The organism is Bradyrhizobium sp. 1(2017) (assembly GCF_011602485.2).
Classification (GTDB): domain Bacteria; phylum Pseudomonadota; class Alphaproteobacteria; order Rhizobiales; family Xanthobacteraceae; genus Bradyrhizobium.
In genome coordinates this window covers 3,535,011-3,550,737 of sequence record NZ_CP050022.2, presented here as the reverse complement: position 1 = coordinate 3,550,737, position 15,727 = coordinate 3,535,011, and the positions used below count along the sequence as shown (strand labels likewise).

Sequence of the window (15,727 nt, the reverse complement as noted above, 5' to 3'; positions counted from 1 at the left end):
TTTGAGGTCACGCCATCGCTGCCGCGACAATTGTCGCGCGGCAGCGATGATGGCCGATATCAAGGCCGGATGGAAAAATTCTCCGGCGGCCCTGCCTTGCGCAGCGGCTCGGCGAGGCGCGCGAACTCGCACAACAGCGACCTCGTCTTCCTGGGGTCGATGATCTCCTCGACCCAGAATTTCTCGGCCGAGCGGAACGGCGAGCGCAGCTTGTTGAGGCGCTCCTCGATCTCCCTCAGCTTGCCCCCCCTGTCCTCGGCCGCATCGATGTCGGCGCGGTAGGCGGCCTCGATGCCGCCTTCGAGCGGGAGCGAGCCCCAATAGGCCGACGGCCAGGCATAGCGGATCGAGAAGCGGTCGGCCGGCTGATGCACGACGCCAGCGACGCCGAAGGCGTTGCGCAGGATCACGGTGCACCAGGGCACGGTGGTCTGGTTGACCGCGGCCATGGCGCGGACGCCGTGGCGGATGGTGGCCGCCTTCTCGGCATCGAGACCGATCATGAAGCCCGGGCAGTCCATCAGGTAGACGATCGGCAGATGGAACGTCTCTGCGAAATCGACCCAGCGCACCACCTTCTGGCAGGCATCCGCGGTCCACGAGCCGCCATAGTGGAAACTGTCGCTGGCGAGCACCATCACCGCCCTGCCCTCGAGCCTGGCGAGGCCGACAATGATCGGCTTGCCGAAATTCTTGGCGACCTCGAAGAACGAGCCCCTGTCGACGACCGACTCGATGATCGGCCGCATCTTGTAGACCTGCTTGCGGTTGCGCGGCACCGCATTCATCAACGCCTCTTCGCTGCGCTCGGGATTGTCGGTGCACGGCAAGGTCGGCGGCAGCTCGTAGACCGACGACGGCAGATAGGAGAGGAAGCGCCGCGCGCAGGCGAACGCCTCTTCTTCCGTGTCGACGGCATGATCGACCGCGCCGGCGCGGGTCTGGATGTCGGCGCCGCCGAGCTCTTCCTTGGTGAGGTCCTGCCCCAGCGCCTTCACCACCGGCGGGCCCGCGACGAACATCGCGGACTTCCGGGTCATGATGGAATAGTGGCTGGCGGCAAGGCGCGCGGCGCCCAGGCCCGCCACCGAGCCGAGGCCGAGCGCCACGACAGGCACGCGCGACAGGTTCTCGGTCGTGAAGCGATACCAGCGCGTGCCGCCGATGCCGCCGGGCAGATTGGCCGCGCCTTTGGTCTCGATGGTCTTGACCGAGCCGCCGCCGCCGGAGCCTTCGATGATGCGGACGATGGGCAGGCGGAAGTCGTGCGCCATCTCCTCCGCCATCAACGGCTTTGCGGAAATGGACGCATCGGCCGAACCGCCGCGCACGGTGAAATCGTCACCGACCACGACGATCGTGCGGCCATCGACGCGCGCGCGACCGAACACGCAGTTTGCCGGCGTCAACTTCTTCAGCTCGCCGCTGGAATCGTACTCACCGATGCCGGAGACGGCACCGATTTCGTGAAAGCTTCCCTTGTCGATCAGTCCGTCGATGCGCTCCCGAACAGTCAGCCGGCCCTGGTCATGCTGTCGCCTGACCTTGTCAACGCCGCCCATCTCCCGCGCGAAGGCTTCGCGCCGGGCGAGCTCGTCGAGTTCCGGCTTCCAGTTCATTCACTCCCTCCGAGTTGATCGGCTTGTTATTGTTGTGCACGGCCATTGCGACCGGCTTACGCGAAATACGGTTGTTGAAGACGTCGCCCTCGGCGCCCTCCATCAGGCTGCCGAGCGAGCGACCGAGCGTGAGCATCAGCGGGGCGACTTCGTCATGCAGGCGCTGCTCGTCATACATCGCCGAGAGCAGACCGATCGTGATCACCACGAAGGTCTGATATTGCGGCGACCAGATCGGCACCGCGAGGCCGTTGATGTGCGGGCTCCACAGGCCGCAGGCCACGACGTAACCGCGCTCGCGCAGCGACTGCCGGTTGGCCTCGATGCGGGGCTTGAGGATCTTCGCAGCCTCGGGGGCTTCCCGCTCCATGTCCGCGATGAAGGCATCGCCGACCTCGGGCGCCAGGGCAGCAGTGTAAGCCGCGCCTGCTGCAGTCGAAGCCATCGAAATGCGGCTGCCGGTGCCTTCGTGCAGGCCGAGCGCACTCGCCGAGCGCGCAAACTGGAGATAGACGAGATGGAAGCGATCGGGCACGACGAATCCGACCGTGCCGGGAAGCTGCTCGGCGAGCTCCTGCAGCCGCTGCCGGATCATGCTGCGCAGCTGCGCGCCCTTCATCATCGAGGCGCTCATCGCCACCGCGCTCGGGCCGATGCGATACTTCTGATCGCGCGGCAGGTAGACGAGCTGGCCCATGCGGGTCAGCGTGTGCGTGAGCCGCGACACCGTCGAACGCGGCAGACCGCAGCGATTTGAGATCTCGAGATTGCCGAGCCTGCTATCGTGGCCCTCGAAGCATCGCAACACGTCGAACGCGCGCGACACCACCTGGATGACATCACCCTCACCGGCGTCGCCAGCGAGCGCGCCTTGCTTACTCAACCGCTCCGATCGTCGTCCCATGTTCCCTACCGTTTGTTCCGCTCTGCGGAATTAAATTCCACTTGCAGACGACGCTACCTCAGGCATTTTGCGACGACAACAAAAAGGCGATGGCATGCCAGAAATTAAGATCGTCACGGAGGTCGCGGGTCGCATCTGCTCAACTCCCGTGCAAGTTGGAGGAACCGTTGCGGATGGCGACGACGTTGTGGTGGTCGAAGCGATGAAGATGGAGATACCGGTTTCCTCGCCCGCGAGCGGCACGATCACATCGCTTCTGGTGAAGCTCGACGACGTCGTTGCCGAGGGACAGGCCATCGCGATCATCACGAATTAACTGCATGATCCGCTGATTCCGCGACAATCTGTCAGCGTCGTTTCTGCATTCGCGGTCCGGCGTTGCCATCGCGGATAGCCGGTGACATGATCCGATTCAAGCAAGAATGTCCTCGCGCTGAAGCGAGGATCGATGGAGGGAAACATGCTTCGTGGGCTGCTCGTGCTCGCGCCTGCCTTGGTGGCAGGCATTTCTGTTGTGTCTACACGCTATGCGTCTGCGGAAGACGTCAAGCTGCCAGCGACATTGACGTTCACCGCCTACGACACCGGCACCGCCGGATTCAATATCGCGGTCGGCGTCGGCAAGATGATGAAGGACAAGTTCGGCACCGATGTGCGCGTGCTCCCCGCAGGCAACGACGTCGCGCGCCTTGCGCCGCTGCGCGCCAAGCGCGCGGTCTCATCTGCGATGGGATCGGGCACCTACTTCGCGCAGGAAGGCGTTTTCGAGTTCGGCTCCAAGGAATGGGGTCCGCAGCCGCTCCAGATCCTGCTCTCATCCGTCGACTGCAATTGCGGCTCGCTCGGCGTTGCCGGCGACACCGGTGTGAAGGAACTGAAGGACCTCAAGGGCAAGCGCGTCGGCTTCGTGGTCGGCTCGCCCGCGCTGAATCAGAATTCGCTCGCGGTGCTGGCCTTCGGGGGATTGACGCAGAAGGACGTCAAGGCCGTCGAGTTCGCCAGCTACGGCGCGATGTGGAAGGGCCTGATCAACAACGACGTCGATGCCGCCTTCGGCACCACCATCACCGGCCCGGCCAAGGAGGCCGAGACCTCGCCGCGCGGCCTGATCTGGCCGCCGCTGCCCGCGAAGGACAAGGAGGGCTGGGCGCGGATGCAGAAGGTCGGCTCGTTCTTCTTCCCGCAGCTTGCGACCTGCGGTGCCGGCATCACGCCGGAAAAGCCGGTCGAGCTCGGCAACTATCCCTACCCGATCTTCGTCGCCTATGCCTCGCAACCGGCCGACCAGATCTATGCGATCACCAAGTCGATGATCGTGAACTACGACGCCTACAAGGACTCAGCGCCCGGCGCCGGCGGCCTCGGCGCCGACCGCCAGACCAAGAACTGGGTGGTGCCGGTGCATCCCGGCGCGGTGAAGGCGCTGAAGGAAGCCGGGCAATGGAGCGATGCGCAGGAGGCCCACAACAACAAGCTGATCAAGCGCCAGGAGGTGCTCGGCGCCGCATGGACGGAGTACGGCAAGTCCAATCCGCCGTCGGACGACAAGGCGTTTCTCGACGGCTGGATGAAGGCGCGCGCCGCGGCGCTTGCCAAGGCCAACATGCCGAACGGGTTCGAGGAATAGAGCGAATGGGCTCCTTACACAGGCGATATGCGCCCCCTCTCCCGCAAGCGGGAGAGGTTGAGGAGCCCGCGGCCTATCGACTCAACCAACGGCCATTCGCCTAGTCAGTCGCCAGCCCACGTGCGGGGTCGATGATGTCTTCTACTGCTACCTCTACCGGCCCCAAGGACGAGGCCAAGCCGGTCGTGTTCGACGACCCGCATGGCGCCGCCGGCAACATGCAGGAGGCGGAGGTCACGCGCGTGCGCACGTTGCGCGGCGCCTGGCGCTGGACGCTGGTGGTCGCGACGGCGGCGACCATCCTGCTCTGCATCAACCAGCAATTCTCGCTGCGCTTCTTTATCGGCTACACTCAGCTCAACACGGAGTACTTCTATCTCCTGATCGCATTGATGCTGCCCTTCACGTTCCTGATCTTTCCGGGCACCAAGCGCGCCCCGCTCGACCGGATTCCCTGGTACGATCTCGTCCTGTTCGTGGCGACGTTCGCCGCGGCCATCATGCTGATGTCGAACGTGCGCAAGGCGGCAGAGGCCGGCTGGGAATTCGGCGGCGCTCCGCCCCCTGTGATCGCCGCGGGCCTCGTGATGTGGGTGATGCTGATGGAGGCGCTGCGCCGCACCGGCGGCTGGAGCCTGCTCCTGAGCGTGATGCCCTTCACCGTTTATCCGCTGTTCGCCGAGGCCAGCTGGCTCGGGCCGTTCCGCGGTACGCAATCGACGCTCGAACAGGCGACCGCCTATCACGTGCTTTCCGGCGAAAGCCTGCTCGGCATTCCCATCCAGGCCTTTGCCGACACCGTGATCGGCTTCCTGGTGTTCGGCACCGCGCTGATGATGACGGGCGCCGGCAAATTCTTCATCAACCTCTCTTTCGCGATGTGCGGCACCTTCCGCGGCGGTGCCGCGAAGGTCTGCATCTTTGCCAGCGGTCTGCTCGGCATGATGTCGGGCTCGATCATCTCAAACGTGCTCACCGCGGGCACCATGACCATCCCCGTCATGAAGAAGAGCGGCTTCCGCGCTTCCTATGCCGCCGCGATCGAGGCCTGCGCCTCCACAGGTGCGGTGCTGGCGCCGCCGGTGATGGGCGCGACGGCCTTCGTGATCGCACAGTTCCTCAACGTCAGCTACGCGGAAGTCGCGGTCGCCGCGATCATCCCGGCTGCGCTCTATTATGTCGGCCTGTTCATGCAGGTCGATACCTACGCCGCGCGTCACGGATTGAAAGGCATCCCGCGCGCCGACCTGCCGCGGGTCATGGATACGATCAAGGACGGCTGGTACTACGTTTTCGTCATCGCGCTCCTGATCGTGATGCTGCTCTATTTCAAGCGCGAGAGCCACGCGCCGTTCTACGCCACCGCCCTGCTGCTGGTCCTCAACCAGCTCTTCTCCAAGGACACGCGGTGGACGTTCGCGACCATCGGCAAATTCCTGGAGGTCAACGGCCGCACCTTCGTCGAGCTGGTCGGCATCCTCGCCGGCTGCGGCCTTCTGATCGGCGCGTTCTCGATGACCGGCGTGGTGTCGAGCCTTGCCAACGACTTGCTGCACATCGCGGGCGACAATGCCTTCTTGCTGCTCGGCATGTGCGCCCTCACCAGCCTCATCCTCGGCCTCGGACTGACGACGACGGCCTGCTACATCTTCCTCGCCATCCTGGTCGCGCCCGCGCTGGAGAAGCTCGGGCTCAACCGCATGGCCGTGCACATGTTCATCTTCTATTGGGGCATGTTGTCGTCGATCACGCCGCCGGTCGCGATCGCCTCCTTCGCCGCCGCAGGCATCGCCGGCTCGCCGGCGATGAAGACCGGCTGGGAATCGATGTGGGTCGGCAGCATCATCTATTTCATCCCGTTCTTCTTCGTGCTCAATCCGGCGCTGGTGCTGCAGGGGCCGAACCCCTACCTCGCCGGCCTCGGTCTGATGGGCCTTGCTGCGTTCGGAACGCTGTTCATCTGCGGCGGCATCCAGGGCTACCAGCCCTTCGTCGGCAACTTGCGCGGCGCCGGTGCGCTGGAATGGCCGATCCGCGTGCTGCTGGTGATCGGCGGCTTCGTAGTGGCAACCCCGGGCGGTGGAATCATGCCGCTGTCGCAGATGCAGGTGACGCTGCTCGGCCTTGCGATCCTCGTGCCTACGACCTTGCTCGCCCTTCTCCTGGTCCGCCGGCAGACCATGGTGCCGGACGGGTTGCGCGCGCCCTGATTGCGTTGCACAAGTGGGGCGATGAAGCCGTTATCGCCCGCTACCTCCGCCTGGACCCTCTCGAGACCGCCTTTGCTGCGGTTTCTGGACAATTGTCTCAACGAATTCTCGGCGGAGACCTCAGGTAGCGTCGCCGACTACATCCCCGAGCTTGGTAAGGCCGACCCTGCCTATTTCGGCATCAGCCTCGCGACGCTGGACGGCCATGTCTACGAGGTCGGCGACTCCCGGGTGCCCTTCACCATCCAGTCGATGTCCAAGCCCTTCGTGTTCGCGCTGGCGCTAGACCTGTTGGGCGCGGGCAAGGTCGAAAGCGCGATCGGCGTCGAGCCCTCCGGCGATCCCTTCAACTCGATCCGGCTCAATTCCGACAACCATCCGTTCAACCCGATGGTCAATGCCGGCGCGATCGCCTGCACCGGGCTGATCTACGACAGCAAGGGCGCCGACGCTTTCGAGCAGATCCGCCTGGCACTCGGCCGCTTTGCCGGCCGCGAGCTCGATGTGGACGAGTCGGTCTATGCGTCCGAAAGCCAGACCGGCGACCGCAACCGCGCCATCGGCTATTTGCTCAAGACCAACGCGGTGATCTCGGACAACGTCGCCGCCGTGCTCGACGTCTATTTCCGGCAATGCGCGGTGCTGGTCACCGCGCGCGACATCGCGGTGATGGCGGCAACGCTCGCCAATCGCGGCGTCAATCCGGTGACGGGCGAGCAGGTGCTGACGCCTTACGCGATCTCGCGCACGCTCTCGGTGATGACCTCGTCCGGCATGTACGACTACGCCGGCGAATGGATCTACCGGATCGGCCTCCCCGCCAAGAGCGGCGTCGGCGGCGGCATTCTGGCCGCGCTTCCCGCCCGGCTCGGGCTCGGCAGCTATTCGCCGAGACTGGACAAGCACGGCAACAGCGTGCGCGGCATCAAGGTCTGCGAGGCGCTGTCTTCGCATTACGATCTGCATATGCTCAACCGCAGCGACGACGCGCGCAACGCCGTCATCGCCGATTACGACATCGGCAAGAGCCCATCGCGGCGAGTGCGACGGCCGCGGGAGCGTGAGATCCTGGCCGTGCATGAGCAGGAGGTACGGATCATCGAGCTGGTCGGCACGCTGTCGCTGTCGGCCGTCGACTACGTCTCGCGCCGGCTCGCTGGCCGGCCGCGGCCGCAAATCGTGATCTTCGATCTGCACCGCGTCACCTCGACCACTCGCGCCGGTGCGCGGCTCGTCGCCGAAGCCTTCGAGGAACTGGCGGCGCTGAACGTCACCGTCGTGATCTCAGGCGTCCGGCGCGCGTCCAAGGAGTGGGACACTTTGCGGGAATGGACCGCGGAGTTGAAGAACGTCCGCGACTTCTACCTGCTGGACACCGCGATCGAATGGGCGGAGGACCAGATCGTCTACCGCTATGGCGGCTCGATCGACTTCCACGAAACCACCGAGCTTGACGAACAGCCGTTGCTCGCGGGGCTCAGCGAGGACGAGATGTCCGATCTCGCCGCACTCTGCACCGTCAGGAGCTATCCCTCCGGCGCCAAGATCGTCACGACCGGCGATGCCGCCGACGCCGTGTTCTTCCTGCGCAGCGGCGCGGTTCACGTCACGCTGCCCGATGGCGTCAGGCTGGCGACGCTCACCGCCGGCATGGCCTTCGGCGAGATGGCGCTGCTGGAGGCAACACGGTCTGCCGACGTGTTCGCCGACATGGCGGCCACCGTGTTCGAAGTGCCGCTGAAGGACTTCGAGCGATTCCGCGAACAGCACCCGCGCGCCAGCGAGCGCATCATGCGCAATCTGGCGCAGCTCTTGGCCGACCGCCTGATCGTGGCCAACGCAAAGGTGGATATCCTGACGTCGACGTAGCCGCCTCATTCGCAAGAGCTCGTCATGCCCGGGCTTGTCCCGGGATGACGATGTGGAGGCTGTCCGCCCTGAACATGGGCCTTGTGCCCTAGCGGCTCGCTGCCTCGCCGAGCCGACGCCTGATCTTGGCAGCGCTGGCCTCGAGCAGTGCGGATGGCTGCTGGCCGGTCGCGGCGCACAGGCAGGCCCAGTAGTAGATGACGTCGCCGAGTTCGTCGACGAGACCCGCCTTGTCGAGCCAATCATCGCGGAGCAGCTTCTTGATGTGATCGGCGACCTCGCCGGCTTCGCTGGCAAGGCCGAGACCGAGATAAGACAGCCGTTCGTTCGACGGATGCTCTTCGACTTTCGCAATGGTCGCGGCCCAGGCCGCATATTCATCGATCGTCATCGGCATCCCTCGTCGCTTTGATCGATCAGCCCACCACTTCGGTGACGGGCTGGAGATCGATCTCGAAAGTCTCCAGGAACTTTGACGTCATGATGTAGAAGCCGACCGAGAGCTGCAGCTCGACCAGCGCGGCCGGCGTCAGCTTCGATGCGATCGCCTTGAACGTCGCCTCCGTAGGCTTGTTCAGCTTCACGATCTCGTCGGTGAAGGCGAGCGCTGCGCGCTGCATCTCGTTGAAGCAGCTCGCCGCCTGCCAGTCCGCGAGCGCCTCGTTCTGCTCGTCGGTGACGCCGACATTCTTGCCGATGCGCTTGTGCGCGACGATCTCGTACGGCGCCTCGCACAGGATACCGGTGCGCGTGATCGCAAGCTCGCGCACGATGGGATCGAGCTCGCCCTTGTGGCGAATGGCGCCGCCCAGGCGGCAGTACTGCTCGAAGTAGCTCGGCGAGTGCGCCATCATGCGGAAAATATTGGCGTTGCGGTTCTTGTCGAGGATTTCGCGCGTGCGGTCGGAGGCTTTGGACGGGTCGCTGTAGTTGATGCGTGCCATGATTTTCCTGAAGTTTTCCCTGAGCTTTTGATGCTTTTTGTCGCCATCGGCGAGAGTTCCCTGAACTCTATTCTTGCGCCGACGCAGGAGCAACATCATCGAGTCAAATTGCCGCCGCATTGCTGATCGACCCTGACACAGTCGATATTCGCCGCGTGGGGACAAATCGCGGTGAGTACTCGCAAGTGGGGTGTTCCGAGTAAAATAATTGACCGTCCTTGCGCTTAACCGCGCAACGATGAGTCACGCCCAAGTCTAGGGAGAAAAAGGCATGAAGGAAGCCACCAAGGGGGCGGCCTCGGGAGCGCTCGCGCATATGCTGGCGGTGACGGCGATGCTCGTCATCGCCAGCATCTTGTTCTACGGGCGTTAGTTCAGAGTTTTAGAGTTTTCGTCATTCCGGGGTGGCTCTCGCACAAGCCAGGCCCAGAATACCCGTTCCAGGCTCGGTCGTGAGACCGCCCCCGAATGACGAATCCCTCTACTTGGCCTTCGTGAAGAACGGCACGAGCTTGCCGGCAAAGGGCTTGAAGCTCGCAATGACCGAATCGCCGATGGCGAGGTCATTCTCACCATGGGCCATCATGCGAAAGCCCTCCGCGCAATCGACCAGCAGGATGTTGTAGGGCAGGTGTGCGCGCGTCTCCGGCGTGGCGGCACGACAGACCAGCGAGGTCGCGTAGACCCTGCCCTTGCCGCTGGCGCGCGCCTCATGCGGATCGGATGCACCACACGCGGCGCAGAAGGCGCGGTGGAAATACTGCACATGGCCGCATGCGGCGCAGGTTTGATAGGTGATGGCCTGATCACCCTTGGTCCAGTCGGCCAGAGGTTCACTCATCGCACCCGCTCCAGGAACATGCTCACATGCGACGACAGCACGCCACCATCGCCGTGCAGCAGCGCGATCGAGGCGTCGCGCACCTGCCGATTCGCCGCCCGCCCCGTCATCTGCAGGTGCGCCTCGACCAGATGCGCCATGGCGCCGCCGACGCCGCAATGGCCGTAGCTGAGCAGCCCGCCATGGGTGTTCAGCGGCATCGCGCCGTCACGGCCGAAATGGCCTGATCGCACGCGGGCTGCGGCCTCGCCGCGGCCGGCAAGGCCAAGGTCCTCCAGCAGCATCGCGAGGGTGATGGTGAAACTGTCGTAGATCGCGGCATAGCGCACGTCGGCGATCGCTAAGCCCGTGGCCTCCTTCGCGCGCGCAACGGAGATCTCGGCACCGAGTTCGCCAAGCGCTGGCGCGGCCGTCACGTGCTGATGGGTGTGGGCCTGTGCACAGCCGCGGATGCGCACGCCCGTCTCGCCGGTCCGATCGCGGCTGATGACGAACGCGGCGCCGCCATCGGACACCGGACAGCAATCGAGCAGCTTGAGCGGCATCGCCACCGGCTTCGAGGCCATGACGTCGGCCACCGTGATGGGATCGTGGAATTGCGCGCCGGGATGGGTGCAGGCGTGCGCGCGCATCAGCACTGCGAACTCCGCCAGATCCTCTTCTGTCACGCCGTATTCATGCATGTAGCGCGTGGCGACGAGGCCGTAATAGGCGGGAATGGTCGGGCCGAGCTGCACTTCGTAGTCGGGATGGCCGACCTGTGCCAGCGCCTGGATCGAGGCATCGCGGCTCTGCCCGGTGAGGCGGTTCTCGCCGGCGACGACGAGCACGTTGCGGGCAACGCCTGCCTCGGCGAGGTGATGGGCGAGCATGGTCATGGCGAGGCCTGTCGCGCCGCCGACCTGAACGGCGTGGGCGTAAGCGGGGCGAATGCCGAAGTGCTCGGCGAAGACGGTCGCCAGCATGATGTGCGGCGAGACCGTGGAGTAGCCGCAGAGGATGCCGTCGATTTCGGAGCGCTTCAGGCCGGCATCATCGAGCGCGGCTTGCGCGGCCTTGCTCATCAGGTCGAGCGAGGATGAGCCTTCGTGCTTGCCGAACGGCGTGAGGCCGACGCCGGTGATGAAACTCATGGTGTCCCCTACTCCGGCGCTGCACGCGTGACGCCATCGCGGACCATGGCGGCGATTTCGTCGGCCGAGTATCCGATCTCGCGAAGAATCTCCGCACCATGCTCGTTGAGGCGCGGTGCCAGCCGCACCGGCTCGGCCTCGGTCTCCGACCAGCTTGCCGTCACCTTCATGCTGCGGATCGGGCCTTCCGTCGGATGGTTCACGACCGGGAAGAATTTCGTCGCCTCCAAGTGCGGATCGTGCAGGATCGAGGCGAGGTCGTGCATCGGCATGACCGGCACGTCAGCCTTGGTCAGCAGGTCGATCCACTCGGCGGTCGTGCGCGTCTCGAAGATGCGCGCGAGCTCGGCATAGACGACATCGATATTGGCGGCCCGGCCGGCGAAGGTCGCGAATTTGGGATCGGTGCGCAGATCGTTGCGTCCCGTTGCCTCGAAGAAATTCTGCCACTGCTTGTCGTTGTAGACGATAACGCTGAGATAGCCATCCGAGGTCTTGTAGGGCCTGCGGTCGCGCGAGAGGTGGCGCGCATAGCCGCCCTTGTCGAGCGGTGGCTCATAGGTGAGCCCGCCCATGTGGTCGCCCATGACGAAGCCGGCCATGGTCTCGAACATCGGGATGTCGACGCGCTGGCCGCGCCCGGTGCGGTCGCGATGCACGAGGCTGGCGCAGATCGCGCCGACCGCAGTGAGGCCGACGATGCGGTCGACCAGCGCGTTCGGCACGTAACGGGGCACGCCATCGCCGGTCTGCGCCATCAGCGCCGGCAATGCGGTCGCGCCCTGGATCAGATCGTCATAGGCGGGCTTTGCGGCATACGGCCCGTCCTGACCAAAACCGAACACGCCGGCATAGACCAGGCGCGGATTGATCGCGGAGACGACGTCGTAGCCGAGCTGGAGCCGGGTCATCGCCTGCGGGCGGACGTTGTAGACGAGCACGTCGGCGTCCTTCAGAAGCCGCAGCACGGCCTCGCGTCCCGCGGGCTTCTTCAGGTCGAGGCAGATCGAGCGCTTGCTGCGGTTGGTGTTGAGGAACACCGGGCCCATGCCGGCATGCCGCGTCGGGCCGATCAGCCGGGTGACGTCGCCGTCGAGCGATTCAATCTTGATGATGTCGGCCCCGTAGTCGCCGAGCATCTGGGTGGCATAGGGTCCCATCAGCACGGAGGTCATGTCGACGACCTTGATGCCCTTCAGCGGCCCCATCGTTCTCTCCCGATTGCGCCGGGCTCGAACGCCCTTGCGATTTCGGTCCAGCTAACGGCAGCGCCACCGCCCGCGCAAGGGCGAGCGGCGTATGGCGGCATGCGTCATGCGGCGATATCGCCCGCTATTTCTTCTGGCGGGATTCGCGGATCTTGATCAGGCGGTCGAGCTCGTCGTTCTGCTGGTTGATGCGGTCGGCGATCCGCGACTCGCTCTGCTCGCCGGAGGCGGCCGCGGCCTGCTCGATGAGCTGGCGGATATTGTCCTCGAGGATCGCGATGCGATCGTTGAGGGCGTCCATCGACAGCGAGGCTTCGTAGTCAGTGCTCATGATGCAGTTCCCGCAAATCAATCAGGAGCGCCAAGGTGGGCAAAACGAACCATGCCCACCTTGATCTAGCGCAAAAGCCGCAGGGTGGACTTGCCGGAGGCGTCGTCCACCGCGTCCATCTCCGCGGAGGCAGACCGAGCCTATTTCAACGGCTCCAGCACGGAAACGTAGTTGGCGACCGCCGCGCCGCCCATGTTGAAGATGCCGCCGAGCTTTGCGTTCTTGAGTTGCATGCCCTCGGGCGCCTGCCCTGCGAGCTGCATCGCGGTCATCACATGCATGGAGACGCCGGTGGCGCCGATCGGATGGCCCTTGGCCTTCAGGCCGCCCGACGGATTGACCGGCAGCTTGCCGTCCTTGAGCGTCCAGCCCTCCTTGATGGCGCGGGCGCCCTGCCCCTTCGGCGTCAGGCCCATGGCTTCGTACTCGATCAGCTCGGCGACCGTGAAGCAGTCATGGGTCTCGACGAAGGAGAGATCGGAAAGCTGCACGCCCGCCTTCTCCAATGCACGCTGCCAGGCAATCGTGCAGCCCTCGAACTGGAGGATGTCGCGCTTGCTCATCGGCAGGAAGTCCTGGGCGTGCGCGGTGGCGCGGAAGCCGATCGACTTGCTCATGCCCTTGGCGGTCTCGGCATCGGCCAGCACCAGCGCCGCGGCGCCGTCGGAGACCAGGGAGCAGTCGGTCCGCTTCAGGGGACCGGCGACGTAAGGGTTCTTCTCGCTCTCGGCGCGGCAGAAGTCGAAGCCGAAGTCCTTGCGCATCTGGGCGAAGGGATTGGCGACGCCGTTCTTGTGGTTCTTGGCCGCGATCAGCGCCAGCGCATCGGATTGATCGCCATATTTCTGGAAGTAGGAGCTGGCGATCTTGCCGAACACGCCGGCGAAGCCGCCGACCGTATCGCCGTCCTCTGGCAGATAGGAGGCCTTGAGCAGGTTTTTGCCGATCTCCGGACCCGGCGTGCGCGTCATCTGCTCGACGCCGACGACGAGCACAATTTTGGCGGCGCCTGCGGCAATCGCGCGCAGGCCCTGGTGCACGGCGGCAGAGCCGGTGGCGCAGGCGTTCTCGACGCGGGTCGTCGGCTTGAAGCGCAGCTTCGGGTCGGCCTGCAGCACCAGCGAGGCGGTGAAATCCTGGGGCGAGAAGCCGGCGTTGAAATGGCCGAGCACGATCTCGTCGACGTCGGAGGCGGAAATGCCGGCATCTGCCAGCGCTTCGTTGGCGACGCGGGTGACGAGGCTTTCGACGGTCTCGGTGTCGAACTTGCCGAACGGCGTATGCGCCCATCCGACGATGCTGGCGGTCATGGTCTTTTCTCCCTGGGGTCTCTTCCTGACCTAAGTCTTAGCCCAGCGATCGCAAGACTTCACGCGGGTTTCAGGGCCTTGAGGGTCCGCTCGCAGATGGCAGTTATGCCCTCCCAGTTCCCGGCCCTGATCTCGGCTGTCGGGCACAGCCAGGAACCGCCGACCGCGACCACGTTGGGTTCGGCGAGCCAGCTCGCGGCATTAGCCTCGCCGACGCCACCAGTCGGGCAGAACCGCACGTTCGGGAACGGGCCGCCGAGGGCGCGAAGACCCTTGACGCCGCCGGCCTGCTCGGCCGGGAAGAACTTTGCGACGTCGAGGCCGTGGGACAGCGCCAGCATCAACTCGGAGGCGGTCGCGATGCCCGGCGCGAACGGCAAGGAGCTGTGGGCGGCGGCCTTGAGGAGATCGGGGGTCAGGCCCGGACTGATCCCGAACGCGACGCCGAGCTTCTCGACACGTGTGAAATCGGCCGGATTGAGGATCGTGCCGATACCGACGACCGCCTCTGGCACCTCTGCCATCATCGCCCTCGCCGCCTCGATCGCGACGGGGGTGCGCAGCGTCACCTCCAGCGTGCGGACGCCGCCGGCGACCAGCGCGCGCGCCAGCGGCACGGCGTCCTGGATCCGCTCGATGGTGAGAACGGGAATGACGGTCGCCGCCTTGAACAGCGAAACGAGGTGATTTTGTTGCGCGCTCGTGGTCATAGGTCTCGATTCACCTGGTCGCTCTTTACTTCGTGGCTTGGCGAGAGGCAGCCGGCCGGTGCCGTTTCTTCGGCGGCATGGCATAGCCTGGAATGATTGCCCCGGGATAGCAGATCACGAGGCTCGCCAGGCGATGCCCGGCCTGAGCCGCCTCGTCCGGCTCGGCGCCTGCGAGCCGGGCGGCGATATAGGCCGCGGCAAAGCTGTCGCCGGCGGCTGTGGTGTCGACCACGGGTTTGGTCATGGGCTCGGCGCGGACCTCGCTGGTCCCGCTTGGAAAGCGCAAGAGGCTGACCGGCTCGGCCAGCCGGAACACCAGCTCGGGCGTGGGAATCCGTGCCATCAATTGCTCGTGGGTCTCGCCCGGATAGAGCGCGAGCAGGTCCTCGGTCGAGGTCAGCACGATGTCGGCAGCCGCGAAGGCCGCCGCGAACACCTCGCGCGCGACATCGCGATCCGGCCAGCCGCGGGCGCGGAAATTGGTGTCGAACACGAAGCGGGTCCCGAGCAGGCGCGCGCGCTTGATCGCAGCGAACAGGCGCTCGCGGCCGGCCGCATCGTAGATCGAGAGCGTGATCGCGGAGAGATAGACGATGTCGTAGCTCATCAGGGAATTGAGCAGTTCGTCCGTCTCCGGCAGGTTCATCAGCTGCCGCGCCGCCGCACTCTCGCGCCAGTGGAAGAACTGGCGCTCGCCCTTTGCGTCCAGCTGGATCATGTAGAGGCCGGGCAGCTTGCCTGGCAGCCGCACGACGCGCCTCGTGCCGACGCCCTCCGCATTCCAGGCCGCGATCATCTCATCGCTCAAGGCGTCGTCGCCAAGGGCAGTGAGGTAATCGACCTTGATCTCGAGCCGCGCGAGATAGACGGCGGTGTTGAGCGTGTCGCCGCCGAAGCCGCGCGAATACAGCCCGCCGCCCTGCCCCGGCGCCGCAGACGCGCCGCCCTGGGCCTGCCGGAGCTCGACCATGCATTCGCCGATGCAAGCTACGCTCGCCATCATGTAACCCGCTCAGTCAGA

At 65.2% G+C, this 15,727-nt stretch carries 15 protein-coding genes; 4 read left to right on the top strand and 11 right to left on the bottom strand.

From position 1 onward, the window contains the following. Positions 1–59 precede the first annotated feature (59 nt). Both HAP40_RS16525 and HAP40_RS16520 read right to left on the bottom strand, forming a co-directional pair. Complete coding sequence (locus HAP40_RS16525) at positions 60–1,619, bottom strand: acyl-CoA carboxylase subunit beta (RefSeq protein WP_166816815.1); 1,560 nt, start codon at positions 1,617–1,619, stop codon at positions 60–62. Beyond that, positions 1,549–2,523: an IclR family transcriptional regulator gene (locus HAP40_RS16520; protein ID WP_166816816.1), complete on the bottom strand. Its 975-nt coding sequence runs from the start codon at positions 2,521–2,523 to the stop codon at positions 1,549–1,551. The genes HAP40_RS16525 and HAP40_RS16520 overlap by 71 nt, the downstream gene beginning before the upstream one ends. Before the next feature lie 94 nt (positions 2,524–2,617). Between HAP40_RS16520 and HAP40_RS16515 the strand changes: the two genes are divergently transcribed. From HAP40_RS16515 to glsA, 4 genes are all read left to right on the top strand, one after another. Next, on the top strand, positions 2,618–2,839 hold the full coding sequence (locus HAP40_RS16515; protein ID WP_166816817.1) for an acetyl-CoA carboxylase biotin carboxyl carrier protein subunit: 222 nt from the start codon (positions 2,618–2,620) through the stop codon (positions 2,837–2,839). 144 nt (positions 2,840–2,983) lie between these two features. After that, the gene (locus tag HAP40_RS16510) at positions 2,984–4,150 is read left to right on the top strand and encodes a TAXI family TRAP transporter solute-binding subunit (protein WP_166816818.1); all 1,167 of its coding nucleotides are present in this window, start codon (positions 2,984–2,986) and stop codon (positions 4,148–4,150) included. 134 nt (positions 4,151–4,284) lie between these two features. Then, positions 4,285–6,360, top strand: a complete 2,076-nt coding sequence (locus HAP40_RS16505; RefSeq protein ID WP_166816819.1) for a TRAP transporter permease — start codon at positions 4,285–4,287, stop codon at positions 6,358–6,360. A 21-nt stretch (positions 6,361–6,381) separates the two neighbouring features. After that, on the top strand, positions 6,382–8,229 hold the full coding sequence (gene glsA / locus HAP40_RS16500) for a glutaminase A (protein WP_166816820.1): 1,848 nt from the start codon (positions 6,382–6,384) through the stop codon (positions 8,227–8,229). 88 nt (positions 8,230–8,317) lie between these two features. Here glsA and HAP40_RS16495 read toward each other — a convergent pair whose 3' ends face one another. The 9 genes from HAP40_RS16495 to HAP40_RS16455 form a co-directional block, all read right to left on the bottom strand. Then, positions 8,318–8,620: a nucleoside triphosphate pyrophosphohydrolase family protein gene (locus tag HAP40_RS16495; RefSeq protein WP_166816821.1), complete on the bottom strand. Its 303-nt coding sequence runs from the start codon at positions 8,618–8,620 to the stop codon at positions 8,318–8,320. A gap of 25 nt (positions 8,621–8,645) precedes the next feature. Then, positions 8,646–9,173, bottom strand: a complete 528-nt coding sequence (locus tag HAP40_RS16490) for a carboxymuconolactone decarboxylase family protein (RefSeq protein WP_166816822.1) — start codon at positions 9,171–9,173, stop codon at positions 8,646–8,648. Positions 9,174–9,654: 481 nt separating this feature from the next. Next, positions 9,655–10,014, bottom strand: coding sequence for a Zn-ribbon domain-containing OB-fold protein (locus HAP40_RS16485; protein WP_166816823.1), 360 nt, complete (start codon positions 10,012–10,014; stop codon positions 9,655–9,657). After that, positions 10,011–11,147 carry a thiolase family protein gene (locus tag HAP40_RS16480; protein ID WP_166816824.1) on the bottom strand — a complete coding sequence of 379 codons (1,137 nt, stop codon included), beginning with the start codon at positions 11,145–11,147 and terminating at the stop codon, positions 10,011–10,013. The genes HAP40_RS16485 and HAP40_RS16480 overlap by 4 nt, the downstream gene beginning before the upstream one ends. A gap of 8 nt (positions 11,148–11,155) precedes the next feature. Then, positions 11,156–12,355, bottom strand: coding sequence for a CaiB/BaiF CoA transferase family protein (locus HAP40_RS16475; protein WP_166816825.1), 1,200 nt, complete (start codon positions 12,353–12,355; stop codon positions 11,156–11,158). A 124-nt stretch (positions 12,356–12,479) separates the two neighbouring features. Further along, positions 12,480–12,686, bottom strand: coding sequence for a hypothetical protein (locus HAP40_RS16470; RefSeq protein WP_166816826.1), 207 nt, complete (start codon positions 12,684–12,686; stop codon positions 12,480–12,482). A gap of 140 nt (positions 12,687–12,826) precedes the next feature. Next, on the bottom strand, positions 12,827–13,996 hold the full coding sequence (locus HAP40_RS16465) for an acetyl-CoA acetyltransferase (RefSeq protein WP_166816827.1): 1,170 nt from the start codon (positions 13,994–13,996) through the stop codon (positions 12,827–12,829). A gap of 59 nt (positions 13,997–14,055) precedes the next feature. Next, positions 14,056–14,706, bottom strand: coding sequence for a bifunctional 4-hydroxy-2-oxoglutarate aldolase/2-dehydro-3-deoxy-phosphogluconate aldolase (gene eda / locus HAP40_RS16460; RefSeq protein ID WP_166816828.1), 651 nt, complete (start codon positions 14,704–14,706; stop codon positions 14,056–14,058). A 25-nt stretch (positions 14,707–14,731) separates the two neighbouring features. After that, entirely contained in the window at positions 14,732–15,706 is a 975-nt protein-coding gene (locus tag HAP40_RS16455) for a sugar kinase (protein WP_166819474.1), read from the bottom strand. Positions 15,707–15,727: the final 21 nt, after the last annotated feature.